Origin of the sequence: Nocardia sp. BMG51109 (assembly GCF_000526215.1) — a bacterium.
Lineage (GTDB): Bacteria > Actinomycetota > Actinomycetes > Mycobacteriales > Mycobacteriaceae > Nocardia.
Map to the genome: position 1 here is coordinate 937437 of NZ_JAFQ01000004.1, position 25328 is coordinate 962764.

The 25328-nt window shown below is 68.6% G+C and carries 24 protein-coding genes; 5 read left to right on the forward strand and 19 right to left on the reverse strand.

Translation table 11 applies throughout. The features are described from left to right. Positions 1 to 101: 101 nt before the first annotated feature. The 3 genes from D892_RS47610 to D892_RS0105775 form a co-directional block, all read right to left on the reverse strand. A complete protein-coding gene (locus tag D892_RS47610; RefSeq protein WP_024800332.1) occupies positions 102 to 395 on the reverse strand; it encodes a WXG100 family type VII secretion target in 294 nt (97 codons plus the stop codon). A 40-nt stretch (positions 396 to 435) separates the two neighbouring features. After that, on the reverse strand, positions 436 to 756 hold the full coding sequence (locus D892_RS0105770; protein WP_024800333.1) for a WXG100 family type VII secretion target: 321 nt from the start codon (positions 754 to 756) through the stop codon (positions 436 to 438). Positions 757 to 1244: 488 nt separating this feature from the next. Continuing rightward, positions 1245 to 5279, reverse strand: coding sequence for a type VII secretion protein EccC (locus tag D892_RS0105775; protein WP_024800334.1), 4035 nt, complete (start codon positions 5277 to 5279; stop codon positions 1245 to 1247). Between the two features lie 158 nt (positions 5280 to 5437). Here D892_RS0105775 and eccD point away from each other — a divergent pair, with 158 nt between their 5' ends. Next, positions 5438 to 6904: a type VII secretion integral membrane protein EccD gene (gene eccD, locus D892_RS0105780; protein WP_024800335.1), complete on the forward strand. Its 1467-nt coding sequence runs from the start codon at positions 5438 to 5440 to the stop codon at positions 6902 to 6904. 34 nt (positions 6905 to 6938) lie between these two features. On the opposite strand, the gene D892_RS0105785 is transcribed toward eccD, so the two are convergent. Beyond that, the gene (locus D892_RS0105785; RefSeq protein WP_024800336.1) at positions 6939 to 7472 is read right to left on the reverse strand and encodes a pyridoxamine 5'-phosphate oxidase family protein; all 534 of its coding nucleotides are present in this window, start codon (positions 7470 to 7472) and stop codon (positions 6939 to 6941) included. Between the two features lie 262 nt (positions 7473 to 7734). Here D892_RS0105785 and D892_RS40515 point away from each other — a divergent pair, with 262 nt between their 5' ends. Then, positions 7735 to 8589: a potassium channel family protein gene (locus tag D892_RS40515; protein ID WP_232235997.1), complete on the forward strand. Its 855-nt coding sequence runs from the start codon at positions 7735 to 7737 to the stop codon at positions 8587 to 8589. 77 nt (positions 8590 to 8666) lie between these two features. Here D892_RS40515 and eccB read toward each other — a convergent pair whose 3' ends face one another. Continuing rightward, the gene (gene eccB / locus D892_RS0105795) at positions 8667 to 10169 is read right to left on the reverse strand and encodes a type VII secretion protein EccB (protein WP_051499004.1); all 1503 of its coding nucleotides are present in this window, start codon (positions 10167 to 10169) and stop codon (positions 8667 to 8669) included. Between the two features lie 111 nt (positions 10170 to 10280). Here eccB and eccE point away from each other — a divergent pair, with 111 nt between their 5' ends. Beyond that, positions 10281 to 11927: a type VII secretion protein EccE gene (gene eccE, locus D892_RS0105800; RefSeq protein WP_024800339.1), complete on the forward strand. Its 1647-nt coding sequence runs from the start codon at positions 10281 to 10283 to the stop codon at positions 11925 to 11927. Between the two features lie 15 nt (positions 11928 to 11942). On the opposite strand, the gene D892_RS0105805 is transcribed toward eccE, so the two are convergent. From D892_RS0105805 to D892_RS0105815, 3 genes are read right to left on the reverse strand one after another with little or no spacing between them, the layout of a single operon-like run. Beyond that, on the reverse strand, positions 11943 to 12503 hold the full coding sequence (locus tag D892_RS0105805; RefSeq protein WP_024800340.1) for an NADPH-dependent FMN reductase: 561 nt from the start codon (positions 12501 to 12503) through the stop codon (positions 11943 to 11945). A 30-nt stretch (positions 12504 to 12533) separates the two neighbouring features. Further along, complete coding sequence (locus D892_RS49525) at positions 12534 to 14000, reverse strand: NAD-dependent epimerase/dehydratase family protein (protein ID WP_024800341.1); 1467 nt, start codon at positions 13998 to 14000, stop codon at positions 12534 to 12536. A 37-nt stretch (positions 14001 to 14037) separates the two neighbouring features. Next, positions 14038 to 14847, reverse strand: coding sequence for an S-methyl-5'-thioadenosine phosphorylase (locus D892_RS0105815; protein WP_024800342.1), 810 nt, complete (start codon positions 14845 to 14847; stop codon positions 14038 to 14040). A 156-nt stretch (positions 14848 to 15003) separates the two neighbouring features. On the opposite strand from D892_RS0105815, the gene D892_RS0105820 reads away from it, so the two are divergent. Beyond that, positions 15004 to 15345 (forward strand): metal-sensitive transcriptional regulator, encoded by a 342-nt coding sequence (locus D892_RS0105820; RefSeq protein WP_051499005.1) that lies wholly within the window; start codon positions 15004 to 15006, stop codon positions 15343 to 15345. A gap of 257 nt (positions 15346 to 15602) precedes the next feature. Here D892_RS0105820 and D892_RS0105825 read toward each other — a convergent pair whose 3' ends face one another. From D892_RS0105825 to D892_RS0105880, 11 genes are all read right to left on the reverse strand, one after another. Continuing rightward, positions 15603 to 16436, reverse strand: coding sequence for an LLM class F420-dependent oxidoreductase (locus tag D892_RS0105825; RefSeq protein ID WP_024800344.1), 834 nt, complete (start codon positions 16434 to 16436; stop codon positions 15603 to 15605). A gap of 601 nt (positions 16437 to 17037) precedes the next feature. Continuing rightward, entirely contained in the window at positions 17038 to 17940 is a 903-nt protein-coding gene (locus tag D892_RS0105835) for a hypothetical protein (protein ID WP_024800345.1), read from the reverse strand. A gap of 164 nt (positions 17941 to 18104) precedes the next feature. After that, the gene (gene truA, locus D892_RS0105840; RefSeq protein WP_024800346.1) at positions 18105 to 18959 is read right to left on the reverse strand and encodes a tRNA pseudouridine(38-40) synthase TruA; all 855 of its coding nucleotides are present in this window, start codon (positions 18957 to 18959) and stop codon (positions 18105 to 18107) included. 131 nt (positions 18960 to 19090) lie between these two features. Then, entirely contained in the window at positions 19091 to 19636 is a 546-nt protein-coding gene (gene rplQ / locus D892_RS0105845) for a 50S ribosomal protein L17 (protein WP_024800347.1), read from the reverse strand. 51 nt (positions 19637 to 19687) lie between these two features. Next, complete coding sequence (locus tag D892_RS0105850) at positions 19688 to 20746, reverse strand: DNA-directed RNA polymerase subunit alpha (RefSeq protein ID WP_024800348.1); 1059 nt, start codon at positions 20744 to 20746, stop codon at positions 19688 to 19690. Between the two features lie 99 nt (positions 20747 to 20845). Continuing rightward, positions 20846 to 21451, reverse strand: a complete 606-nt coding sequence (rpsD, locus tag D892_RS0105855) for a 30S ribosomal protein S4 (protein ID WP_024800349.1) — start codon at positions 21449 to 21451, stop codon at positions 20846 to 20848. A gap of 21 nt (positions 21452 to 21472) precedes the next feature. Further along, positions 21473 to 21886 carry a 30S ribosomal protein S11 gene (rpsK, locus tag D892_RS0105860; RefSeq protein WP_024800350.1) on the reverse strand — a complete coding sequence of 138 codons (414 nt, stop codon included), beginning with the start codon at positions 21884 to 21886 and terminating at the stop codon, positions 21473 to 21475. A 10-nt stretch (positions 21887 to 21896) separates the two neighbouring features. Continuing rightward, positions 21897 to 22268, reverse strand: coding sequence for a 30S ribosomal protein S13 (gene rpsM / locus D892_RS0105865; protein ID WP_024800351.1), 372 nt, complete (start codon positions 22266 to 22268; stop codon positions 21897 to 21899). 201 nt (positions 22269 to 22469) lie between these two features. Then, positions 22470 to 22583 (reverse strand): 50S ribosomal protein L36, encoded by a 114-nt coding sequence (gene rpmJ, locus D892_RS0105870; protein WP_024800352.1) that lies wholly within the window; start codon positions 22581 to 22583, stop codon positions 22470 to 22472. 94 nt (positions 22584 to 22677) lie between these two features. After that, on the reverse strand, positions 22678 to 22899 hold the full coding sequence (gene infA, locus D892_RS0105875) for a translation initiation factor IF-1 (protein WP_003886926.1): 222 nt from the start codon (positions 22897 to 22899) through the stop codon (positions 22678 to 22680). A 312-nt stretch (positions 22900 to 23211) separates the two neighbouring features. Further along, positions 23212 to 23535: a WXG100 family type VII secretion target gene (locus tag D892_RS0105880; RefSeq protein WP_024800353.1), complete on the reverse strand. Its 324-nt coding sequence runs from the start codon at positions 23533 to 23535 to the stop codon at positions 23212 to 23214. Positions 23536 to 23624: 89 nt separating this feature from the next. Between D892_RS0105880 and D892_RS0105885 the strand changes: the two genes are divergently transcribed. Further along, a complete protein-coding gene (locus tag D892_RS0105885) occupies positions 23625 to 25328 on the forward strand; it encodes an alpha/beta hydrolase (RefSeq protein ID WP_024800354.1) in 1704 nt (567 codons plus the stop codon).

The window sequence follows — 25328 nt, forward strand, 5'->3', positions numbered from 1 at the left end:
ACGAAAATGGACTGGGCCGATGTGAGCTTACTCGCCGACCCAGCCCATTTCACCAAGCAAACCGCCCCAGCAGGCGGGTGTCATGCACAATGCGAACGACTTCAGCCGCCGAATCCGGCTGCCGACGAGGCATCGGCAGCAAGAGCCGAGTCCATCGACTCGTGCGAGACACGCACCAGTGTGGAGAGCATCTGCGCGAGATTCTGGAACTCACCATCCCACTGCGCCTTCGCAACCCGGAAGGCCTCTGCTGCCTCACCTTCCCAGATCGCCAGGAGGTTGTTCGACGACGTCGTCACCTCGTCATTTGCCGCCCGAAGGTTCGCCGCACGACCATCCAGGTCAGCGAGGCTCGCGGTGATGATTTCGGGCCTATAGGTAATGCTGTCATCCATCGGAATCCTCTTCCGGCTAGTCCTTGAATACGCGGTCGTCTTATCGCGGGATATTGCCCAGGAGGCCGCTGACATTGCCCACATTGGATGTGGCCTCGTCTTCAGCGCTGGCCGTCTTGGTCTGAGTGGTACCGATTGCAGCCTGGATGTTGTCCAGCAACCCATTCACTTTGATGGACTCCTGGTTCCACGCATCGGCCACGGTGAGGAACGCCCTGTTCGCACGGCCGCCCCAGCCCGCCTTGATCCCCTCAGCGTCTCGCTGGGCGGAGTTGACCAGGTCCCTGATCTTGTCGACTGCAACCTGGACGTCGCCCTTGGCCTTGGCCAACGCGGCTTCGTCTACATTCATGCCTGCCATGACGCCAACCTTTCGTTTGACAATGGTTCGGATCCGACAGCCTCGACTTGGCCCGACAATCCGCTACATCTTTTTCGACGCACTGACTGCGTCACCGGTTCCATCCGATCCCCCGCATCCGCCGAAGATGCCGTGCGGGACACGTGACAACCGATCGTTCTAGCTCTTCGCATAAGGACTGGACAGACTTCCACCTCCCCACCCAGCAGCGGCCGTCCTCGCCGCGGACCCCCGAGTCGAGCTCAGGCACCACTCAGCACGCAAACCGGTATCCGGAAGCGCGTCATGGTCCTGAAACATCCGATCCCCCTGGCAATGATCGCCGATTCCGTTCGACCTTCCCACAGTCCACCTAGCACGGCGACCGGTTCCGATCATGTCACAGTTTCGGCCGAGTTCAAGTCCCTTCCGGCCGACCCGCATCCGCCCCGGTCCGATACCGACCTGCGCGTGGTGAGCAGGTCGGCGGGTGGACCGGACGGACGACGTCATCTCGCCGAACTCCAGGCGACCTGGATCAGGCCAGTCCCCGCACGAGAAACGAAGGTGCCTCGACCGGGCGGCATGGCGCCGGGCCGGACATTTCCCAGCAGGTAACCCTCATCGCGGCTACCACTCATGATCAAGCCGAGCGCACCGACGTCACGCATACGGGACAACACAGGGTCGTACATGGCGCGCGCCGCACCGCCCGAGCGCCGGGCGACGATCAAGTGGAGACCGATATCCTTTGCGTGCGCGAGATATTCGACGAGAACACTCATCGGATTGCCGCTCGATGTCACGACCAGGTCGTAATCGTCGACGACCACATAGAGTTCCGGTCCCGACCACCACGACCGCTCGCGAAGCTGTTGCTGAGTAATGTCCGGACCGGGCATCCGATTCTTCAGAATGCCGGCCAACTCCGCCATCATCGGCGTCAATACCGCTTCCGAGGGGGCGTATCCGGCCAGATGGTCGGTCTCGACAAGGCCCAGCATCGTCCGGCGATAGTCCGCCATGATCAGCATGGCGTGGTCCTTCGTATTCGACTGCACCACGCCTTGACAGATGGACCGGAGCAGATTCGTCTTGCCGCATTCGCTGTCGCCGAAGACCAGGAAATGCGACTGCTCAGCGAAATTCAGGAAGACGGGAGCGAGTTCGGCCTCGTCCAGGCCGATCGGAATCTGCAGGTTCGGCCGCGACGGGTCGAGCCCCGCCGGCCAACCGTTGAGCGCCCCCAGCATCTCGTCACGACTGAACGACTCCGGAAGCATCCGCACCCGGGGCGCCGGCCGCCCGGGCGTGCGGGCGGCGATCGCCGTGACGGCGTTCGCCACGCCCAGTGACAGGCTCGACGGGTCGGAATTGCCGTCGACGCGCGGCAAGGCGGTCAGCATGTGCAGGTGCTCCGAGGTGATGCCGCGGCCCGGGCGCCCCTGCGGGACCAATCCGCCGACCTTGCGGCCGTATTCCGAATCCATCGGATCACCCAGGCGCAGTTCGATTCTGGTGCCGATCTGGTCCTTCAGCGCGGGGCGTGCCTCCATCCAGCGCGACAGCGTGATCACCACGTGCACGCCGTACGAGAGGCCCTGCACAGCGAGGTTCATGATCGTCTGTTCGAGGGGCTCGAAGTCCTGGCGGATCGAACCGTAGCCGTCGATCACCAGGAACACGTCGCCGAACGGGTCTTCGTGGGCTCCGGCGGCGGCGGGGCTGGCGCTCGGATCCGTTGCCCGCAGGCGCCGGAAATCCGCCATCGTCTCGACGCCCAGTTGACGGAAGCGCATTTCGCGCTGCCGGACGATGGTCTGCATCTCGGCGACCGTGCGGCGCACCTTGTCGGTGTCCAGGCGCGCCGAGACCGAGCCGACGTGGGGCAGCCCCTCCAGGCTCGCCAGCGTGCCGCCACCGAAGTCGAGGCAATAGAACTGCACCTGCTCGGCGGTGTGGGTCAGCGACAGCGACATGATCATCGTGCGCAGCGCCGTCGACTTGCCGGACTGCGGACCGCCGACGATCGCGACGTTGCCCCGGGCGCCGGACAGATCGATGGGCATGATGTCGCGGACCTGGTCGTACGGGCGGTCGACGATGCCGAGGGGTGCCTGCAGCGTGGCCATCGGGCTGTAATCGCCGGTGAGGATGGACCGCGGGATGAGCTGATCCAGCGTGGACGGCTCGTCCAGCGGCGGCAGCCAGATCGCGTGCGCCGGGCGGCCGTGACCGCGAATGCGGGAAGCCAGCATGTCCAGATTGGACATCTTCTCGCCCTCGTCGTCGGCATCCTCCACCACGACGGGCTCCTTCGGAGCCGGAAGCCGGTCGCTGGGGCGGAAGTTCACCTGACCGGCAATGAACAGCCGTGCGTTGACATCGATCTCGCCGCCCGCGACGCCGGCCTGGGTGACCTCGCGCTGCGGGCCGCCGCCGACGTACGGACCGGACACATACGACGCCTGGAAGCGGCGGATCTCGCCGTCGCCCGCCTTCAGGTAACCGCCGCCCGGGCTGGCCGGCAGATTGTAGGCGTCGGGGACGCCCAGCACCTGGCGGGATTCGTTGGCGGAGAACGTCTTCAGGCCGATGCGGTAGGACAGATGGCTCTCCAGGCCCTTCAGCTTGCCCTCCTCCAACCGCTGCGAGGCCAGCAGCAGGTGGACGTGCAGCGAGCGGCCGAGGCGGCCGATCTGCGTGAACAGCTCGGCGAAATCCGGGTGCTGGGTGAGGAGTTCGGAGAACTCGTCGAGCACCACGAACAGCGCGGGCAGCGGGTCCAGATCGGCGCCCGAGGCGCGGGCCTTCTCGTACTCCAGGACGTTGGCGAAATTGCCCTTCGAGCGCAGCACCTCTTGGCGGCGGTTCATCTCACCGGCCAGGGCGTCCTTCATGCGCTCGACCAGATCGGCCTCTTCCTCCAGGTTGGTGATGATCGCCGCGACGTGCGGGATCCCCTCCATTCCGAGGAAGGTCGCACCGCCCTTGAAGTCGACCAGGACCAGGTTCAGCTGATCCGGCGAATGCGTCGCGAGCATCGAAAGCACCAGGGTGCGAAGGAATTCCGACTTACCGGAACCGGTGGCGCCGATGCACAGGCCGTGCGGGCCCATGCCGTTCTCGGCGGCCTCCTTGATGTCCAGGTACACCGGCAGGCCGTCGGCGCCCACGCCGAACGGGACCCGCAGGCGCTCGCGGCCGTAGCGGGGCTTCCACGCGTTCTCGGGGCTGAACATGCCGAGATCGCCGATGCCCATCAGCTGCGTCCAGGTGGAGATCACCTCGGCGTTCTCCTCGGCGGCAGCGTCGTTGCCGCGCTGCACCGCGACCCGGAACGGGGCCAGGCGCCGGGCCACCTGCTCGGCCTGCCGGGCGCTGATGCGGTCGATCAGCGCGAAACGCTCCATATTGCCGGTGGCGCCGCGGCCGACGCATTCGCCGTTCTCCACCACCATCTGGATGCCGCGCGACACCGCCAGGCGCGGAGCGTAATTGCACAGATCGATGACCGTGACGCCCTCGAAGCCGGACTCCCGCAGGCTGTCCTCCTCGGCCTCCAGCAGGCCGCCGTCGACCACGATGACGATATGCACCAGGTTCTGGTTGGCCGGCTGGTTGCGCGAGTACCGAACCCGGTTGTGCAGCAACGGGTTCAGCCCCTCGGCCATCTCCCGGATCGAGCCGTAGACCATGCGCTCCGTGCCGACGCCGTCTTGCGCGTCCGGATGCTGGGTGTGCGGGAGCCACTTGGTCCACTCCCATTCCCGCACCGTGTCGGCGCCGCACACGACCGCGAGCAGCACCTGGTCGGGTGCCTGGAACATGCACAGCTGCAACAGCATTGCGCGGGTCATATCGCGCGCCTGGCCGCGGTCGCCGTTCAGCTGGATGGTGGCGAAACCCTTCACCGCGATGGCGGTGGGCAGGTCGAGGACCGTGGAATGGGTGCGCACGAACCGCCGCAGCGAGACCGCGGCGATCGGCTCCAGCTCCTCGACCGGCCCCGTCTCGGGGGATACCAGCCTGGTGGCCAGGCGCTGGCCGCCCAGGCCGATGCGGGAGTGACAGAAGTCCTTGTCGCCCGGACGCCGCTCCCACATCCGGCTGGTGCCGGCCAGCATCCAGATCAGGGCGGGCTCGGGATGGCTCCATTCCACGGCCTCGCGCTGCTGCGTCGCGGTCTGGTCGACATCCTTGCGGACCTGGTCGAGATAGCGCAGATAGTCCTTGCGGTCCTCGTTGGCCTCGGCCGACTTCTGGCCCCGCCCGCCCTGACCGGCGAACATGCCGACCATCGAGAAGACCATCATCATCGGGAACATCATGCTCATCGGGTTGGAGGCGATGCCCCCGCCCTGCGTGAACAGCAGGGCCATCATCCCGACCATGCCGACGATCATCACGACCGGCATGAGCTTCTGCAGCAGGCTGCCCGGTACCGCGCGAGGGATCTCGGGCGGCGGCTGGAGCGTTACCTCACCGCCCGGAGACCTCGGAACCTCCCGACGCTGACGGCGTTGAAACCGGACGGTGCTCATCGACGGCGGATCCCCCTTCGGCGGCAGTACTGCGGACTCAGTGTAGAGGGCACTGCCGACATGACGTACAGTTCGGAGGCATTCTGCACGGATCGGCCGCGCGACCGCAAACCGGGGCGGATGCGGAAACCCGAGGTAGAGACGGAGTTGGGGGAAGCGTGACGCACGCGCGACTGGACCATATCGAAGAAGATTCGAGCCGCGGAATCGTCCGGGCGCCCGATCTCGCCCGCGTAACCATTCTGGCCAAACATACCCAGGTGGATATGGCCATTCCGGTCGACGTACCGGTCGCGCTCGTCATTCCCAGCGTCGTCGACATGGTGGCACAACACAGCCGCCAGAACGACTTCGACAATTCCGGCGAGCAGTTCCAGCCGGCCGAATGGGTGCTGGCCCGCGTCGGCCAGCCGCCGTTCTCCAACTCGCTGAGCCTCGGCGAGCAAGGGGTGCGCGACGGCGAGCTGCTGATGCTGGAGAGCGCCGACCATGTCGCGCCGACACCGCTGTTCGACGACATCATGTACAACGTCGCGATCGCCGACGCCGGCAACTTCCGTGCCTGGTCCCCCACCGTCGCCCGGATCACCGGCTCGGTCATCGCCGTGTTCACCATGCTGGTCGGCTGCGCCGGGCTGCTGCTGGCGCCGGATGCGTTGCCCGGCTACGTCACCGGGTCGATCGCCGCGTTCATCGCGGTGCTGCTGGTGATCGCCGCGACCGTGCTGAGCCGGATGTACGGCGATCGGCCGACGGCCCTGATCCTCGGCGGATGCGCGCTGCCGGCCGCGTTCGCGGCGGGCATGCTGCTGGTGCCGGACCAGTACGGCTGGGCGAACCTCCTGCTGGGCTCGGTGCTCGTCGGCGCCACCTCGGTGCTGACGTGGCGGGTCAGCGGCGTCGGGCTCGCCCTGTTCATCGGCACGACCACCCTGTCGCTGTTCGCCATTCCGGCCGCCCTGGTCGGGCTGCTGACCGACCAGCCGGTGAAGGCCATCGGCGCCGTCGCCGCCGCGCTGGCGCTCGGTGCGCTGTCGCTGGCGCCGCGGGTGTCGATGCTGCTGTCGAAGCTGCCGCTGCCGCCGGTGCCGTCCCCCGGCACGCCGATCGATCCCACCGAGGAGGATCCGGACGACCAGCGCGCACTGCCCACCATGGAGGCGCTGCGCGCGAAATCCGAACGGGCGCGGATGTATCTGGCCGGCCTGGTCTCCGCGACAACTCTGGTGACCGTGATCGGAGCGCTGGCCGCTACCGATCCGACCGCGAACTCCCCGTTCTGGCCCGGTGTGGCGCTGGCGGCGGTGAGTTCGGTGGTGCTGCTGTTCCGCAGCCGGACCTACGCCGGCGCCGAGCAGGCGGTGGTGCTGCTCGGCGGCGGCGCGGCGATCCTGCTGGCGATGATGATCGCGGCCGCGCTCACGATGGAACAGCCGCTGGCGGTGTTCGGCGCCGCGATGGTGATGCTGATCGGCGCACTGATCCTCGGCCTCATCGTGCCCAACCAGGACGCCACGCCGCCCATGCGCCGGGCCGTCGAGATGCTGGAGTACGGCTTCGTCGCGGCGATCCTGCCGCTGGTGTTCTGGGTGGCGGAGCTGTACACGCTGGTCCGTTCGCTCTGAGATCCGGCCGCAGGCAGGGACTTCGGCCGGTGACTCAGCCGAAGCGCCAGCGCGACGCGCCGAACGGCTCGACGGTGGCGACGGCGGTCGCGGTGCTCGTGCTCACGCGGTAGACGTGCCACGGCGGGCGACCGGCCGACTGGGCGCTGAACTCCGCGGTCAGCGCGCGGCCCGACTCGTCCACCCGGACCGGCCAGCCGCCGGCTGCCCAGCGCGCCGCCATCTCGGCGACCGTCCCCGGATCCGTGACGAGTTCGGCGATGCCCTCGACCACCAGATCGAATTCGCGGGTGGCCAGGCTCACGGCGCAGCGCGGGTCACGAGCGAGGTTGCGGCCCTTGCGTGTTCGCGTGCCGGTCTCGAACCAGAAGGTGCCCTCGGCCCATAGTGCGCCGATTCCGTTCACGTGCGGGCTGCCGTCCGGATTCAGGGTGGTCAGCCAGCACGTGTGCCGGTCGGGCCCGCCGGCGCCCGGCTCCTGGTCGAACCCCGCGTCGAGCCGGGCCCGCACGTCGGCCCAGTTCAACTCCTCCTGGTCGTACAGTTCCGCGAGATTGATCGTCTCCATACCGGTACCGACTCCCTGTCCGTCACGGATTCATCGGCAACCACGCATTCCCACGCCGGAACGCGCCCGCTGGGGTGCGGGTGCCGACCTACGCGCCGCGGCCGTTCCGCACCGGCGCAACGCCCGGACCGGAACCGGCGATAGCGTGTCGAAACCTTCTCCAGGGGTGGGCCGCCCGTGCGTGGTCGCCCCGGCGCTCGACCAAGGCAGTGACACCATGATTCAGCCCGGTCCCCGGACAGACTCCGCCTCGGCCCACTCCGTGACCGGTCCGGTCAGCCGCCGGGTCGCCTGGGAACGCGCGACCAATATCCCGATGGGGGTGCTGGCGGCGTTGTTCCTCGGCGTCTACGCCTGGCATGTCCTGGACACGGCCGACTCACCCACCCTGGACAGCTGGCTGACCGGCGTCGACATCGCGATCTGGGCGATCTTCGCGGCGGACTTCCTGATCCGGCTCGGATTGTCCACGCGGCGTTGGCAATTCCTACGCTCGCACCCGCTGGAGCTGCTGATCGTGCTGCTGCCGCCGGTCCGGCCGCTCCGGCTGCTGCGCGCCGCCCTCCTGGTCCTGGACACCCTGAACCGCAACACGCTGACCAGGACCCGCCTGGCCGTCTTCGTCGGCGTCAGTTCGCTGCTGGTCGTATTCCTGTGCAGCCTGGCGATGTTCGACGCCGAGTACGGCGCGCCGGGCGCCAACGTGCAGAGCTACGGCGACGCGCTGTGGTGGTCGGCCGTCTCGGTGACCACCGTCGGCTACGGCGACTACTATCCCGTCACCGGCGAGGGCCGCCTGGTCGCCCTGCTCCTGATGACCTTCGGCATCGGCCTGATCAGCTTCGCCATCGGCACCACCACCAGCTGGGTCATCGATCAGCTGAAGACCGTGGAGGAGTCCGCCGAGCGCACCGATCTCGAAGTGGGCGTCCTCCTCGACGAGGTCCGCACGCTGCGTGCCGAGGTCGCCGCATTGAGCAGCGGGATGGGATTCGCGGCCCCGGGCGAGCAGCGCGCCCCGGTGTCCGCGGACGGTACCGCCGACCGTGCCGAAATCGACAGCGCCGCAGAACCACCCACGATGCCGAAAACCATCGACCGGTCCGGTCACGCATAGGAACGAAACGAACGCGACCGCCCGACGTGGTACGACGGCGAAAGAAGATGCCGCGGTACCACATTCGCGGGCCGGCGCTACCCGGTGGCCTGCTGCTGCCCCTGCTTGGACTGCACCAGCTGCTTGGCCGGGTTCGGGTCGGGCGCCACGCCGTCGTGCGCGACCATGGCCTCCTGGCGGCCCAGGGTCGGGCCGTTCGCGAGGCCGCCGACGATCGGCCAGGGAGCCAGCTCGGGCTTGGCCTTCTCCGCGTCCATGCCGAGCGCCTTGGCGGCCTCGGCATCCTTGATGCCGTAGCGAACTCCGGTGTCGGCGATGAAGAATTCGGCGTCGCGCCGCTGGCTGTTCGGCTCGATGCCGGTGGTCTGCACGAAGACCCCCGACCCGGGTGTCGTGTAGTAGGCATCGACGTTGGGGCCGGCGCCGTCGGCCTGCGCCAGCGGCGTCGTCTTGGCCTTGTCCGGCAGCGGCAGGGCGCGTCCGGTGAGCACCGACAGCTCGGCGTGCATGCTGCCGTTGGGCTGATCGGAGGCGCCCGCCAGCGGTCGCCACGACAGGCAGCCGAGCGGCTGTTCCTTCGCGTCGATGATGGTCGGCGCGGTCTCCGGATAGTCCGCCACCGGCAGGGTGTTCGTCAGATCCGCGCTGCTGCGCTCGTTCGGGATGATCTCCGAGTTCCCGGACGCGGTCGGATTCGCGTTCCGGATGATCTCCGCGGTCAGCGGCGACACCGGCTGCAGGCCGTCGCGCAGCACCACGAAGTACTGGCCGTCGGTGGTCAGCCGGACGACGTCGTTGATGCGGTGGTTGCCGATGGGCCTGGCGGGGAAGCCGCCCGGATCGTCGATCGTCGGCGGGGTGATGGGCAGCACCTCCGGAATCGCGTTCAGCAGCGCCTCGCTGATCGGCCGGGGCGTCATACCGCGGATCTTCAGCGCGTCGGTGACGTAGGTGTTGTTCATGTCCACCCGCGCGCGCTTGTTGTCGTAGATCAGGTAGGTGTGGTCCTTGCCCTGGACCAGCAGTGCCTTGTCGGGCCCCATCGTGGACGCCTTGGCGCCCAGCTCCGGGTCGCCGGCCGCCACGGTCGTGGTCAGGTCGCGGCTGCCGTCGTTCTTCATCTCGTCGCAGATCGTCCAGCTGCGGCCCTTGCCGCCGCCGTCGAAGTTCAGCGAGGCGGGCGCGCCCGGGATGCCGATCAGGGTGCCGCGCGACTTCTTCGCCAGCTCGGACTCCTTGATCGACACCGCTTTCGCGGGTTCGCCGACCGCCAGCCGGGCCGAGGAGAGATTCAGCGCCGGATGCACGACGTCGTCGATCACCGCGTAGACCGCGCCCGAATCCTTGCCGATCAGGATCTTGTTGTCGCCGATCGCGCCCTGCGGGCGCAGCAGTGCCAGCACACCGCAGCCGGCCAAGGCCACACAGCCCAGCACCAGCCCGGCCGTGTAGGCACGCGACTGCGAGCGCATCGGATCGTGCAGCATGCGCACGTCCCGGCGCACGAGGGCATGCTCCATCCGCCGCACCAGGAAGCGGTAACCGCTCACCTGCCAGCGCGTGGTAGGTCTTGAAGGCATAAGTGCTCCCCCGAACAGTGCTCACGTTCGCTGAACACAGTACAGTTCAGCGGGACTGAAGTTCAGCTCGGCCACCGAAAACGGCCGACACCGGGTACCTGGGGGACGACGATGGCCGAACCGCGCGCGACGAGCAACCGTCCGCTGTTTGGACGTATCTCGCTGCCGAATCTGCTTGCGGCGCAGTTACTGGGGCTGGTTGTCGGGGTGGTCGTGCTGGTCGTGGGCCTGCAATGGTGGTACGCGCTGGCCGCCGCCGTGGTCGCCGGCCTGCTGTTGCTGATCCCGGTCGGCAAGCGCACCGTGGCCGACTGGATCACCACGATCTGGCGCTATCGCCGCCACCGCGACTACCTGCTCGGCGATACGGTCGACTTCCGCGGGCCGGACGGCCGCTCTCTCGGTCTGTACTGGGAGGGCAGCCGGGTCGTGGCGGTCGTCGAGGTGCTGCCGCCCAAGGGCGGGCTGACCCGCATCGACCGCAACACCGTGCACGCCTCGCACCTGCTGCCGCTGCCCGAACTCGCCCAGTGCCTGACCCAGCACGACATCCTGCTCAGCGGCATCGACATCATCAGTCACGGCCACCGCAGCCGCTCCGGCACGCCGGCCGGGCCGATCTACGAGAGCCTGCTGGGCCCGCTCCCGGCGACGGCGCACCGCACGGTGTGGCTGGCGATCGGATTCGACACGCTGGCCTGCCCGGAGGCGGCCGATCGGCGCGGCGGCGGAACCGAGGGCGCGTGCCGTGCGGTGACGATCGCGACCCAGCGCATCGTGCGCGCGCTCGAGGACGCCGACTGCTCCTCGCGCGTGCTCACCGCGCCGGAGATCAAGCGGGCCGTCATGCAGATCACCACGGGACTCGATCCGCGCACGGTCACCCACAAGTGGCGCAACGCCGAACTGCGCAACGGCGTCAACATCGGCGCCGCCGTCGACCCGGGCCAGCTGGGCACGGATCTGCTGGCGCAGCTGTGGGTGGACCCCTCGCGCGGCACCACCGTGGCCGTGCGGTTGCGGCCGGGCAGCGCCACGGAGACGGTGAACATCGGCGCCGCCTGGCGCCTGACCACACGGGAGCTGCCGGAGAAGCGCCGGCAACGGGGCATGGTGTCGCTGAACGGCCGGCATCGCCAGAGCCTGCTCGCCCACCTGCCGATCGGCCTCCCGAACGTGGACGACACGGTGCCGCTGAGCGAATATCCGATCGACGTGATCGGGGCACTGCATCTGCCCTCGTCCGGCTGCGGTCAGCTGATCGGCTCCGACGACGACGGCAACGGTGTCGCGATTCGGCTTGTCGGCCAGGGCATTTCGACCGTGTACGTGGCCGGCGAGCTGTATCTGGCGCAGCAGCTGGTGTTCCGGGCGCTGGCCGTGGGCGAGCGCATCCTGGTCCGCACCGACCGCCCGCAGGCCTGGGAGCAACTGGTCACCACGATCGGCAATCCGGAGCGGCTGACCCTCGCGGTCGAAACCCACCAGAGCGACGCCGATTTCACCGCGGCCGTGGTCGACGGCGTGCTCGCGCCGGCGCCGCACGCGGGCGTCACGACGATCTACGTCACCGGCGATCCGATGGGATGGCCGGGGACCCGGCCCGACCTGTCGCTGCATCAGCCCGGCGCCATCGGCAACCACGTCATCCTGCGCACGGGTACCGCCCAGGTGGACCTGACGCTGGTGTCGATCCCTCGCGAGACGACCTACATCGGCACCCCGCGCGGGCGGCGGGCCATGGCCCACCAGCAATAGGCGGCCGACCGGTCGTCAGCCCGGATACGGGTCGGTCGCCCGCGCCGTCCGCAAATGACGTCCCCACCAGGCCAATTGGCGAAGCAGGCGCTGCGCGGCGTCGATCGCCGCACCGTCGGCCGTCTCGCCGCCGTCGTCGAACCTGCGCTTCGCCCGGTGGAAGCTGACCGTCTCGCGGATCGACACCATGTGGATCTCGGCGACGACCTGGCGCAGCTGTTCGATGGCGCGCAGGCCGCCGGACAGCCCGCCGTAGCCGACGAATCCGATCGGCTTGGCCCGCCATTCGTGTTTGGCGCTGTCCAGCGCGGTCTTCAGCGCGGCCGGGTAGCCGTGGTTGTACTCGGACGTCACGGCCACGAAGGCGTCCGCCGCGGCGAGCCGCTCCCGGTAGGCAAGCACCTCCGGGGTCACCGACAGCTCGGTGGGCAGCGGCGTGTGCGCGAGATCGATGACGCCGGTGTCGAATGCGGTATCCGACCGTGCCGTGCGCACGAACCAGTCGGCGACGACCGGAGCGAACCGTTCCGGCCGCACGCTGGCGACGATGACCTCGAGCCGCAGCGGATTGTCCATGCCCCGAGCCTAGGCCCCCGGCCGGGCCGCTCAGCGGCGGGCGACCGCGGCGGAGGTCGCGTACTCGGCGAGCCCACGGGCCGGGGCGATGCGCGCCGCGAAATCCAGTGCGTGCCGGGCGCGTTCGGGATGGGCGACCAGGTGGCGCACGTCCGACGCCCGGTACTGCCCGCTGACCACCGGCTCCGGCCCACCGCGGGCACGGGCCATGATCGAGGCCACTTCCCACAGCGTGACCGGATGACCGGAGGCGATGTTCAGCGGCACGAAACCGGGCAGCGGGCGCTCGACCGCCGCGACCGCCGCGGCCGCGGCATCGTGGATGTGCACGAGATCGCGGACCTGACCGCCGTCCTCGAACACCACCGGGGCCCGCCCCGCCGCCAGATCGGCCCGGAACCGCGCCGCCACCCCGGTATGCGCCGCCGGATCCGCGCAGTCGCCGGCCGGGTCGCCGTACACGTGGTGGTAGCGCAGCGCCGTCACCGCGCCGCCGGTGGCCACGCCCCACGCCAACGCGTAGTTCTCCTGCGCGAGTTTACTTGCCGCATAGGCGGTTCGCGGCCGCAGCGGCGCATCCTCGGCGACCGGCTCCCAGGTCAGGATCTCACCGGTGCGCGGGGCGCGATGGTCGAACCTGCCGCGATCGAGATCGGCCCGCCGCCGCAGGCCCGGGAAGAAGGGCCCGCCGTGCGGCGCGCGGTAGCGGCCCTCGCCGTACACCGACACCGACGATGCCAGCACCAGCCGCCGAGTGCCGGCCCGCTCCATCGCCGCCAGCAGCACCGCGGTGCCGAAGTCGTTGTGCGCCGCGAACATCGGCGCGGTCTGCAGGGTGGGGGCGGCCGGCGCCGCTGCCGGGCCGGGTGAGCGGTGTGCCCCGCCGTCCCCGCGCCACGTCGGTTCGGTCTGCCGGTCGCCCCGCCTCGGTTCGCCGGCCGGTCGGCCGTTCGCGCCGGAACCGGGAGCCACTGCCCCACCTCGTCTCTCGTCATCGCCGAACAGCAGCTCGGAACTGTCGGACGCGCTCACCTCACCATCGGTGCCGGGATACGCCTCGGCCGGACCCGCGCCGGCTTCGGCCACCGACCCCGATCCGTCCGCCGTCCGGACCCCGGTGGCGGACGAACGCTGCTGCGCACCTCCCGTTTCCGAACCTGCCGGGCCGGATGACGAAAACACGGCGCCGGATTCCGCCGCGCCCGCACCGGCCGGGACGACGAGACCCGGCGCGCCCACCACATCATGCGGACCGGTCGAAACCGGTGGCACCGCGGCGGCGAGGTGGCAGACGACATCCACGCCACGCAACAGCGGCTCCAGCGCATCGGGATCACGGATATCGACAACGGAAATACCCTCTGGTGGCTCGGGATTCGCACCGTGCACCGCGGCCGCGAGGGAATCGACGGCAACCACCCGGTGCCCCGCGGCGACCAATGCCCGGTGCACGTGCGCCCCGACGAATCCCGCCGCACCGGTCAACAGCACGCGCATGCCGTCACCTTTACCTTCTGCCCGTACGTCCATCGGCTCAAGGCAATTCGAACGGCAGACGCACCCCGGCGTGCACACGGCAGCGCTCGCAGGCGTCGGTGCCGTCGACCCGCGCGACCGCCTGCCGGACGAGTTGCTTGAACGGCACCAGATTTCGTTCGAACTCGGCGAAGACGGCCGCCGCGCTGACCCCCTCGCCGGCCTCCAGCCCGGCGTCCAGATCGGTCACCAGAGCGATAGCGGCATAACACATTTCGAGTTCCCGGGCGAGCACCGACTCCGGATATCCGGTCATGTTCACCAATTCCCAGCCCTGGGCGGCGAACCAGCGGCTCTCGGCCCGTGTGGAGAAGCGCGGCCCCTGCACCACGACCATCGTCCCGGCCGCCTTCATCGGCAGTTCGTCGACCGCGGAACCGGTTGCGACCGTGCGGAGTTCGTCGCAGTACGGATCGGCGAACGAAACGTGCACGCCGCCGTTGTCGAAATAGCTCTGCGGCCGCCCGGAGGTGCGGTCGACCAGCTGATCGGGGACGGCCACCGTGCCCGGACCCCAGTCGGCACGCAGGCTGCCGACCGCACACGGCGCGAAGATCCGGCGCACGCCGATCGACCGCAGCGCCCACATGTTCGCCTGGTAGGGCACGGTCTGCGGGGAGTACTCGTGCTTGCGGCCGTGCCGGGGCAGGAACGCCACCCGCCGCCCCTCCACCGCACCGACGGTGATCGGCGCGCTCGGCGCGCCGTAGGGGGTCTCGATGTTCAGTGTGGTCGCGTCGTCGCCGAAGAAGTCGTAGAAGCCACTGCCGCCGATGATCGCCAGCGCGGGCCGGGAATCCGAACTCATGCCCCTGATTCTTGCGCATCCCGTGATCCGGCGACGGCCCAGCATCGAGTGCGGGCACGGCGACCGATCGGAGTGCGGGCACGGCGGCCGTCTGACAAACCACCAGAACACATGTACCCTATGGGGGTATTGTAGGCGATGGTGGCGGGAGTGAGGATGCAACCGGTGACCGAGGACGAGACCACGACGGTCGACCAGACCGGCCACGACCACGCTACTCACGGCTACATCACCGCCAAGGAGGATTACCTCAAGCGGCTGCGCCGGATCGAGGGCCAGGCCCGTGGCCTGCAACGGATGGTCGAAGAGGAAAAGTACTGCATCGACATCCTCACCCAGGTGTCGGCGATGACGAAGGCGCTGCAGGCCGTGGCGATGGGCCTGCTCGAGGACCACATCAGCCACTGCGTGGTCGACGCCGCCGTACAGGGCGGACCCGACGCCGAGGCGAAGATCAAGGAAGCCACCGACGCCATAGCCCGCCTGGTCCGCTCGTAACGACCCGACTCCCCCACCGGCCCGCGGGTACATGCAGCGCGCTCCCGCCCGAGGCCGCCTGCCCGGCCCGCGACAGCTGGAGCGCGCCGCACACATTCCACCCGCAGCCGGGACGCTACGTAAGTCGGCCCGGCCGCGGTTCGGCCTCACCGGTGTCCGACGTGCAGACCGGGGGCGGGAGGACCACCCCCAGATCGTCACGTCGCATGCGGGCGCATCGCCCGGCGTTCAGCCGCGCGATCCGCACCGCCACCGAGTCAGACGCGCGCGCCCAGTGCCGGGGCGAGGGCGCGCAAGGTGGCCAGATAGTCCTCGTCCAGCGCCTGCACCGCGATCTGGTCGGCGCCGGCGGTGAGGTGCGCGACCAGGCCGGCGGCGATCTCCTCGGCGGTGCCGTGCAGGGCCAGGTCATCGATCAGGTGGTCGCTGCCCGGCTTGGCGACGTCCTCGTCGCTGTAGCCGAGGCGGCGCAGGTTGGTGACGTAGTTGGTCAGGCCCAGATACATCTTCACCATGTTGCGGCCGGTGCCGCGGGCGCGTTCGGCGTCGGTGTCCAGCACGACCTTGTTCTCGGCCACCAGCAGCGCGTCCCCGCCGAGCGTCTCGCGGGCCCGGCGGGTGTGCTCGGGCGGGGCGAGATACGGCAGCGCGCCCGCCGTGCGGTCGCGGGCCAGTTCCAGCACGCGCGGTCCGAGGGCGGCCAGGGCCCGGCGCTCCTTCGGCACCCCGGCCTTGTCGAGCACGTCCAGGTAGTCGACCAGCGCGTCGTAGGGCTTGCGGTAGACGCTGTCGTTCTCGGGATGCCCGACGCCGATGCCGAGGATGAATCGGCCCGGAAAACGCCCGTCGATGCGGTGGAACGACTCCGCCACCTCATCGGCCGAGGTCGACCACACGTTCACGATGCTGGTGCCGACCAGTTGCGTCTCGGTCGCCTCCAGCAGCGATTCCACCACCGGCAGATCCGCCGGCGGCGAACCACCCAGCCACAGCGTGCTGTAGCCCAGGCCCTCCAACTCCCGCGCCTGCTCCGGGGTGAAAGCCGAGTAGTAACGCCAGACTCCGAACCGTCCCAATCCCTGAATGGTCATATTCGGTGCGAACCCCGAGGAGGCCGCCCGTATTCCGTTCCGGCAGAGCCAACAACCCGGACCGACGACCACCACGTCGCCAACGCGGATCTCCCGGACACGAGCCCGACAGCCGTCCCTGACGACGGAGCACATCCGGCCACAGCGACAGCGCCCGACGACTGTAGCGAAGCCGCACCCATCGACATCGGCCAACAACCCGGGCCGACCACCATCACATTCCCGAACAGGCACGAACCCCGGCTCGGCGAACGCGAGCATCGGGACCAGCAACCGTCCCTGGCTACGGAGCGCATCCGGCCCCCGGCCACGACACCCGCCGACCGTCGGGAAGCTGCACTGCATCGACACCGGTCCAGCAGTTCGGGCCGACGACCATCACGTTCCGAACGGGCACGTATCCCGGCTCGGCGGACGCGAACATCGGGCCGCCAGCCGTCCCTGACGACGGAGCACCTGCGACCCAACGACGACACCCGCCGACCTTAGGGAAGCCGCACCGACATCGGCCCAGCACCCCGTGACGACAGAGGCCCGTTCCGGCGGCGGGTGACCGGCGGGCGCAATGCCGCCGCCTCTCGGGCCACGCCGACAGCGTGTGTCACGCGTACTCCGGATGAATGTGCACCGGAAGGGGTTTCGCGGAGACCGGGAGCGCACGCAGTCGTGCGCGCAGCACCACGTCGGTGACCTCGTGGGGCACGGCGTCGTCGTCCTCGGGCGCCTCGGGTTCGATGCCTATCCGGTCGTGCAGGACCCGGGCGTCCAGGGCGGCCTCGGCCCGCCGTCGGAACTCGTCGGCCGGCATCGGCTCCTGCGGCTCGGTCTCCTCGGCATCGGTGAGGCGGCGCGCGTCGTCGAGGGCCGATCCGACGTACGGTGCGAGTCCCCATGCGGCACCGCAGTTTTCGTCGTCGGCGAACATCATGAACCCGTCCGTGCGCCCGGCCCGCCGGAAGCTGCCGAACAGCACCTCGCCATCGCCGTCCGGTTGCGGCCACCGGGCGTACTCCCCGGCGACGACCGGCTCGTCCAGTTCGGCTACCCACGCGGGCGCGCCGACTCCCGCGGCCGTCAACCGGTCCGCCGCCTCGGCCGCGGCCGCCCGGATCGGTTCGGCACTCAGCGCGGCGGTGCACCGCAGAAACGCCAGCGCCCCGGGCTGCGCCACGTTCTCGGCCGCGGTGATGAACATGCGGGCGAACACGGCGGCCTCATCCGGCTCACCGCCGTAACCGACGGCCAGCAGCGTCGCGGCCAGATACTCGCCGTCCGCCGGATCGTCGACCCGCTCGAACTCCCCCATGGTGGCGACGGCGTCGGCCATCATCTCGGACAGCCCCAGCTCGTCGACCTCGAGGTCGATCTCCTCGAGATCGACCTCCTCGTCCGCCTCCGACCCGTCGAATTCGCTTGATAGCTCGACGATTTCGGCCTCCCGGCCGGCAGACGCCTGCTTCTTCCCGTTCTTCCGGCCCTTGCGACCGCGACTCACCGGACTCATGAGGGCCGAGTCTGCCATCCGCCCGCCGCTCTGCTCACCACCAACTCGCGGACTCGTGGCGAACGATGGCGCACCTCCACTCCACGCGCGGTGAGGGCACAGTGCGCAGACCATCGGCAGCCGCCTCACCGACAGTTCCCGGTAGCCGCCTGTCCGGCCTCGGGTCAGGGTCCGCAGCAGCCCGGGTCGACCGGAACCGTGCGGGTCTCGCGGGTCTGTGCATTGCGGGCGGCCAGGTCCTCGTCAGCCGGGTAGTCGACGCCGATCAGGCTCAGGCCGTGGGCGGGCGCGACGGTGACCGCGCTGGAGCGTTCGCGTTCACGGAGCAGTCCGGCCACCCACTCCGGCGTGCGGCGGCCCTCCCCGACCGCCAGCACCGCACCCACCAGGCTGCGGACCATCGACCAGCAGAACGCGTCCGCGCTGACGAACGCGGTGAGCCGATCGCCGGAAACCTCCCAGTCGAACCGCTGCAACTCCCGCACGGTGGTGGCGCCCTCCCGGCGACGGCAGAACGCGGCGAAGTCGTGCAGCCCCAGCAGTTTCCGGGACGCCTCGCGCATCGCCTCCGAATCCACCGCGCGGCACGGCACCACGCTGCGCGCCCGGAGCGGCTCGGCGCCGTACGGTGCGGTGGTCAGGCGATAGGCGTAGTGTCGGCGAATCGCCGAGAAACGAGCGTCGAATTCGGGGGGCGCGACGCGAATATCGGTGAGCCGCACGTCTTTCGGCAGAAATCGGGCCAGCCGGTGAATCAGCTCGGCGGCGTCGAACTCCGCCGCGGTGTCGAAGTGCGCGACCTGTCCCTCGGCGTGCACGCCGGCATCGGTGCGCCCGGCGACGGTCAGCTGAACCGGCTCGCGCAGCACCGTACTCAACGACTCCTCCAGCACTCCCTGCACCGTACGCAGGCCCGGCTGGCGCGCCCAACCGAGGAAATCGGTGCCGTCGTAGGCGACGCCGATCCGCATCCGGACCGCGGCGCCGCGCCGGTCCGAACCCGCACTGGTCACAGCCATCTCCTGAGTAGCATGAGTGAGCCCGCCGACCCGGAGGGGACGGCGGGCTCATTCGTGAAGTCCCGACGCGAACGCAGGAAATTCCTACTTCTCATCGGCCGGGTCATCCCCGCATACGCGGGGAGGAATCCCTACTTCTCGTCGGCCTTTTCCTCTGGAACCGGGGCCTCGGCCTCGGCCTCAGCCTCGGTCTCCTCGGTAGCCGCCTCGGCCTTCGCCTCGGTGGCCGCCTCGGCCTTCGCCTCGGCCTTCGGCTCCTCAGCCTTGGCCTTCTGCGACGCAGCTACGCGGCGAGCACGATCGGCCTCGTTGGTCACGGTCTGCTCCCGGACCAGCTCGATGATCGCCATCGGCGCGTTGTCACCCTTGCGCGGCAGGGTCTTGATAATCCGGGTGTAGCCACCCGCACGGCCCTCGAACGACGGTCCGATGGTCGCGAAGAGTTCGTGCACCACGTCCTTGTCGCGGATCACCTTGAGCACCTCGCGGCGGTCGGCCAGGGTGCCGGCCTTTGCCTTGGTGACCAGCTTCTCGGCGTACGGGCGCAGCGCCTTGGCCTTGGCCTCGGTGGTCGTGATCCGACCGTGCTCGAAGAGCGCCGTGGCCAGATTGGCGAAGATCGCCTTCTGGTGCGACGCCGACCCGCCGAAGCGGGCACCCTTCTTGGGCTTGGGCATTGTGGGTTCTCCTTATGAGAAGGCCGAACCGGGGCTGCCACCCCGTACGGCCTAGAGCTGTTCGGTCTCGGCGTAGTCCTGCTCGCCGTGGTCGGTGTCGCCGAAGGCGCCGCTGTCGCTCCAGGTTCCGGTGGTGGCGTCGTAACCCACGACGCTGGACGGATCGAAGGAGGCCGGGCTGTCCTTGAGCGAGAGGCCGAGCGAGTGCAGCTTGACCTTCACCTCGTCGATGGACTTCTGCCCGAAGTTGCGGATATCCAGCAGATCCGATTCGGTGCGGGCCACCAGCTCGCCCACGGTGTGCACACCCTCGCGCTTGAGGCAGTTGTACGACCGCACGGTGAGGTCCAGATCCTCGATCGGCAGCGCGAACGAGGCGATGTGATCCGCCTCGGCCGGGCTGGGCCCGATCTCGATACCCTCGGCCTCCACATTGAGCTCGCGCGCCAGGCCGAACAGCTCGACCAGGGTCTTACCGGCCGACGCCAGCGCATCCCGCGGGGAGATCGAGTTCTTGGTCTCGACGTCCAGGATGAGCCGGTCGAAGTCGGTGCGCTGCTCGACACGGGTCGCCTCGACCTTGTAGGTCACCTTCAGCACCGGCGAGTAGATCGAATCCACCGGAATCCGGCCGATCTCCGCACCGGACGCCTTGTTCTGCACGGCCGGGACGTAGCCGCGACCGCGCTCGACCACGAGCTCGATCTCCAGCTTGCCCTTGTCGTTCAGGGTGGCGATGTGCATGTCCGGGTTGTGGACGGTGACACCGGCCGGCGGGACGATGTCACCGGCGGTGACGGTGCCCGGGCCCTGCTTGCGCACGTACATGGTGACCGGCTCGTCCTCCTCGGACGACACGACCAGGCCCTTGAGGTTCAGGATGATGTCGGTGACATCCTCCTTCACGCCCGGGACGGTGGTGAACTCGTGCAGCACGCCGTCGATGCGGATGCTGGTCACGGCCGCACCCGGGATGCTCGAGAGTAGGGTGCGCCGCAGCGAGTTGCCGAGGGTGTAGCCGAAGCCCGGCTCGAGCGGTTCGATGGTGAACTTCGAGCGGTTCTCGGCCAAGACCTCTTCGGTCAGCGTCGGTCGCTGTGAAATCAGCATTGTTGAGATCCTCCTTCAGGGCGCCCGCTATTTGACGCCCACGGCTGGGAGCTGAGCGGCCGGGGTGGGCCGCTCCCTGTCAGCGGCAATCGCCGACGTTTACTTCGAGTAGTACTCGACGATGAGCTGTTCGTTGATCGGCACGTCGATCTGCGCACGCTCCGGCAGCTGGTGGACCAGAATCCGCAACCGGTTCGGCACCACCTGCAGCCAGCCCGGGATCGGGCGGTCGCCCTGGGTCTCGCGGGCCACCTGGAACGGCAGCGTGCTCAGCGACTTCTCCTTGACATCGATGATGTCGTACTGCCCGACCTGGTAGCTGGGAACGTCCACCTTCTTGCCGTTGACCAGCAGGTGGCCGTGGCTCACCAGCTGGCGGGCCTGCCGGCGGGTGCGGGCCAGGCCGGCGCGGTAGACCACGTTGTCCAGCCGGGACTCCAGCAGCTGCAACATGTTGTCGCCGGTCTTGCCCTTGCGGCGGTTCGCCTCTTCGTAGTAGCGGCGGAACTGCTTCTCCATGACGCCGTAGGTGAAGCGGGCCTTCTGCTTCTCCTGCAGCTGGACCAGGTACTCGCTCTCCTTGATCCGCGCGCGGCCGTGCTGGCCCGGCGGGTAGGGGCGGCGCTCGAACGCCTGGTCACCGCCGACGAGGTCGACACGCAGGCGACGCGACTTGCGGGTAATGGGGCCGGTGTAACGAGCCATAGTTCTCTACCTTCCTTCCCGCTAGACGCGACGCCGCTTGGGCGGACGGCAGCCGTTGTGCGGCTGCGGGGTGACATCGGAGATCGTGCCCACCTCGAGGCCGGTGGCCTGCAGCGAGCGGATCGCGGTCTCGCGGCCCGAACCCGGGCCCTTCACGAACACGTCGACCTTCTTGACGCCGTTCTCCTGCGCCTTGCGGGCGGCGTTCTCGGCGGCGAGCTGCGCGGCGAACGGGGTCGACTTGCGCGAACCCTTGAAGCCGACGTGACCCGACGACGCCCACGAGATGACATTGCCCTCGGGGTCGGTGATCGACACGATCGTGTTGTTGAACGTGGACTTGATGTGCGCGTGGCCGTGCGGAACGTTCTTCTTGTCCCTGCGACGCGCCTTCTGGGACTTCTTGGGGCCGGAGGTCCGGCTCTTCGGAGGCATCAGTTATCCCCTACTTCTTCTTGCCGGCGACGGTCTTCTTCGGACCCTTGCGCGTGCGCGCGTTGGTCTTGGTCCGCTGGCCGCGCACCGGCAGGTGACGACGGTGGCGGATGCCCTGGTAGCAGCCGATCTCGATCTTGCGACGGATATCGGCCTGCACCTCGCGGCGCAGATCACCCTCGACCTTGAACTCCGACGCCTCGATGTAGTCGCGCAACCGGGTGAGGTCGTCGTCGGTGAGGTCCTTCGAGCGCAGATCCGGGCTCACACCGGTGGCTTCCAGCACCTCCTTGGCGCGGGTGCGGCCGACGCCGAAAATGTAGGTCAGCGCGACCTCCATGCGCTTTTCGCGCGGAAGGTCGACGCCCATCAGACGTGCCATATGGCAATTCCTTATCGTTGCGGAGGTCTGCTCCCTGTCCGTCCCCTCGGCTGGGGCCCCGGCCTCCGTTCCGGGGGTTGGTCACTCATCCGCCCCTGTGTTCATTGCTGAACCGGCGGGGCTCGCCGATGTGTGACTGGCGCTGGGAGGTCTTCTCTTGTCTGCCAATCCGATCGGCGATCGGTGCTTGGCCGGAACCTGCTAGCCCTGACGCTGCTTGTGGCGCTGGTTGTCGCAGATCACCATGACCCGCCCGTTGCGGCGGATCACCTTGCACTTATCGCAGATCTTCTTGACGCTCGGTTGAACCTTCACGTCCGTCCAATCTGGTTGTGGTTCACGGGGTGTGAACACAGCTTTTCCCCGGCCACTCGGCCGGGGAAGTCTCTGGAGTCGCGCCCGAGCGCGATCACTTGTATCGGTAGACGATGCGACCGCGGGACAGGTCGTAGGGCGACAGCTCCACGACCACGCGGTCCTCGGGCAGGATGCGGATGTAGTGCTGCCGCATCTTGCCGCTGATGTGCGCGAGAACCTTGTGCCCGTTCTCCAGCTCGATCCGGAACATCGCATTGGGCAGTGGCTCGATCACTCGACCCTCGACCTCGATGGCCCCGTCTTTCTTCGCCATATCCTCCGCGATCCCGGTTACGCTGGTCCCTGGCTGGGGCCAACTCTTCGGCTAGCTTCAGTCACTGTCTAGCTCGGTCATTGTCGTGCACGTACGTCGACCTGGTGCCATACTCGCTGGTGTCATACTTGCCGAAATCGGCATGTGGGCATGAGCAACCGGCGGGCAAGGCGCACCGCCGATCAAGCTTACCTGCGCATGTACTATCCGGCCAAATGCGGCCCCGGCCGGGGCGCACACTCGGTCTCTATGGCATCGACCGCCGCCCCGCCGGTCGTCCGGAGACACCGGCCGGATCTCCGCCGAGGCGGTTCAGATCTTCAGCCAAGGCGATTGTGGCGCCTGCTCGTCGATTGCCGCCGCCGACGACTCCTCCTGCGACTGGAAGTTGTTCGCCGTGGTCTTCAGCGACTCCGAGAGTTCGCCGAGGTTGCGCTGCAGCAGCGCCCGCCGGCCGTCCAGATAGCCGTTGAACCGGCCGAACGCGCCGGCCGCCGACTGCTTCCACCCGTCCCGGCTGTCGGCGATCGACCGATCGGTCTCCGCCAGGGCGGCGCCGGAGTCGTTGAACAGGCCGTCGAGCCGACCGGCGGCGGCGCGCAACTGTTGTGGATCGACCGTTACCTGCTCAGTCACCGAGGTCCCCCCGAGCATCCGAATTGTCTTGGTTTCCATTAGGCTACCCACTCGCACGGGTTCGACGAAATGGGTGGGGGATTCATCCGATGCTGTTACCGGACATTCGCTGGTGGAACGAGCTGGCGCTGGAGATGCTCGAAACGTCGCTGTCCCGCCGCATCACCACCGTGCAGGATGTCACCACCCAGCTCGCGGACATCGGGCAGTTCCCCGGGTGGACAGGCGAATCCGCGGATGCCGCGCGCCGCCGGTTCACCGTGACCGCCGACCAGCTGACCGACGAGGCCGCCGCGCTCGGCGCCGTCCGTGAGCTGGCCAAGCAGACCCGCGAGGCCGTCGCCCACCTGAAGCAGACCCTGGCCACGATCGAGCAGCAGGCCGCGGCGAACGGCCTCGAGGTCTGGGACACCGGGCACGTCACCATCGCCGACAAACCCGGCGCGCCCGATGCCGCCGCGGTGGAGACGCTGCGACTGGAGCTGATCGACGCGACGCGCGCCGTGATGCGCCAGGCCGACGACATCGATGCCGACGCGGCCGCCATCCTGAACAAGGCCGCCGACGGCCAGATCACCGACAACGGCGCCACCGACGTCGGCGCGGCGGCCACAGCCGGCGAATCGCAGGGCGGCCTGACGGCCCTTCCTCCCCCGGAGAAGGCGACACCACAGCAGAACAGGGAGTACTGGGACGCACTGGACGACCGGCAGCGCCGCGAGATCATCGACCAGCACCCCGAATGGGTCGGCAACCGCGACGGCATCCCCTCCATGGCCCGCCACGAAGCAAACGTCAACCGCATCGACGACGAGCGCGCCAGGCTGACGCAGGAGCGGGACAGGCTGCAGGAGGAGCTGAAGGGCAAGCCCGACGGGTCCAGATACCCGAACGCGCCCGATCCGTATGGGGAGGAGCGGACGCAACTGGCCGAGGTCAATGCGAAGCTGAAGGACCTCGACTCGATCGAAGGCGTTCTGAAGAACAATCCGCTCGACGCGGCCAACCCCGACAAGGGTGCGCGATTGATGATGCTGGATATGCAATCCGGTGAAAAGGGAATGGCCGCAGTTGCGGTCGGCGACCCGGACAACGCGGACCACGTCTCGGTGACCACCCCGGGCGTCTCCACGACGATGGCAGGGTTGGGCGACATGACCAAGGAGGCGACGGCCGTACAGCAAGAAGCGAAGAATCAGCTGGGCCTGGCAGGACGTGGCGGAGAACGGGTGGCATCGATCGCCTGGCTCGGATACGAACCCCCACCGGAGATCGGACCGGAAGCGGCCAGCGCCGCTCGTGCCGAGGCGGGTGCACCGAAGCTGGCGAGCTTCTACTCGGGTCTGGATGCGGCATCCAACAAACCTGATCCGCACATCACCGCCCTGGGCCATTCCTACGGGTCCACCACGACGGCACTCGCCTTGCAAGAACTCGGTCCCAACAATCCGGTCGATGACGCGGTTTTCTACGGCTCACCCGGAATCAACGCCAAGGACGAGCCGGAACTCAACCTGCCGCAGGGCCACGGCTATGTCATGCGAGCGCCCGACGACCCGATCACCTACGCCGACGGCTTCGGCAAGTTCGGTCCCGATCCGGTGACGACACAACTCGAACAGCTCTCTGTTCGCGAAACGACGACACCTGACGGTGTCCATCGCGAGGACTCGAACGGCCACAGCGAATACCCGAGACCGGGCGCGGACGGCGCACTTCGCACGGCCGGATACAACATGGCCGTCGTTGTCGCCGGCCTGGCGGGACAGCCGCAGCCGCTGGAGGTGCGCTGA

Coding starts and splice junctions, on each gene's coding strand:
- D892_RS47610 (WP_024800332.1), bottom strand. CDS start 395: ATGGATGACAGCATTACCTATAGGCCCGAAATCATCACCGCGAGCCTC.
- D892_RS0105770 (WP_024800333.1), bottom strand. CDS start 756: ATGGCAGGCATGAATGTAGACGAAGCCGCGTTGGCCAAGGCCAAGGGC.
- D892_RS0105775 (WP_024800334.1), bottom strand. CDS start 5,279: ATGAGCACCGTCCGGTTTCAACGCCGTCAGCGTCGGGAGGTTCCGAGG.
- D892_RS0105785 (WP_024800336.1), bottom strand. CDS start 7,472: ATGGAGACGATCAATCTCGCGGAACTGTACGACCAGGAGGAGTTGAAC.
- eccB (WP_051499004.1), bottom strand. CDS start 10,169: ATGCCTTCAAGACCTACCACGCGCTGGCAGGTGAGCGGTTACCGCTTC.
- eccE (WP_024800339.1), top strand. CDS start 10,281: ATGGCCGAACCGCGCGCGACGAGCAACCGTCCGCTGTTTGGACGTATC.
- D892_RS0105805 (WP_024800340.1), bottom strand. CDS start 12,503: ATGGACAATCCGCTGCGGCTCGAGGTCATCGTCGCCAGCGTGCGGCCG.
- D892_RS49525 (WP_024800341.1), bottom strand. CDS start 14,000: ATGCGCGTGCTGTTGACCGGTGCGGCGGGATTCGTCGGGGCGCACGTG.
- D892_RS0105815 (WP_024800342.1), bottom strand. CDS start 14,847: ATGAGTTCGGATTCCCGGCCCGCGCTGGCGATCATCGGCGGCAGTGGC.
- D892_RS0105820 (WP_051499005.1), top strand. CDS start 15,004: ATGCAACCGGTGACCGAGGACGAGACCACGACGGTCGACCAGACCGGC.
- D892_RS0105825 (WP_024800344.1), bottom strand. CDS start 16,436: ATGACCATTCAGGGATTGGGACGGTTCGGAGTCTGGCGTTACTACTCG.
- D892_RS0105835 (WP_024800345.1), bottom strand. CDS start 17,940: ATGAGTCCGGTGAGTCGCGGTCGCAAGGGCCGGAAGAACGGGAAGAAG.
- truA (WP_024800346.1), bottom strand. CDS start 18,959: ATGGCTGTGACCAGTGCGGGTTCGGACCGGCGCGGCGCCGCGGTCCGG.
- rplQ (WP_024800347.1), bottom strand. CDS start 19,636: ATGCCCAAGCCCAAGAAGGGTGCCCGCTTCGGCGGGTCGGCGTCGCAC.
- D892_RS0105850 (WP_024800348.1), bottom strand. CDS start 20,746: ATGCTGATTTCACAGCGACCGACGCTGACCGAAGAGGTCTTGGCCGAG.
- rpsD (WP_024800349.1), bottom strand. CDS start 21,451: ATGGCTCGTTACACCGGCCCCATTACCCGCAAGTCGCGTCGCCTGCGT.
- rpsK (WP_024800350.1), bottom strand. CDS start 21,886: ATGCCTCCGAAGAGCCGGACCTCCGGCCCCAAGAAGTCCCAGAAGGCG.
- rpsM (WP_024800351.1), bottom strand. CDS start 22,268: ATGGCACGTCTGATGGGCGTCGACCTTCCGCGCGAAAAGCGCATGGAG.
- infA (WP_003886926.1), bottom strand. CDS start 22,899: ATGGCGAAGAAAGACGGGGCCATCGAGGTCGAGGGTCGAGTGATCGAG.
- D892_RS0105885 (WP_024800354.1), top strand. CDS start 23,625: ATGCTGTTACCGGACATTCGCTGGTGGAACGAGCTGGCGCTGGAGATG.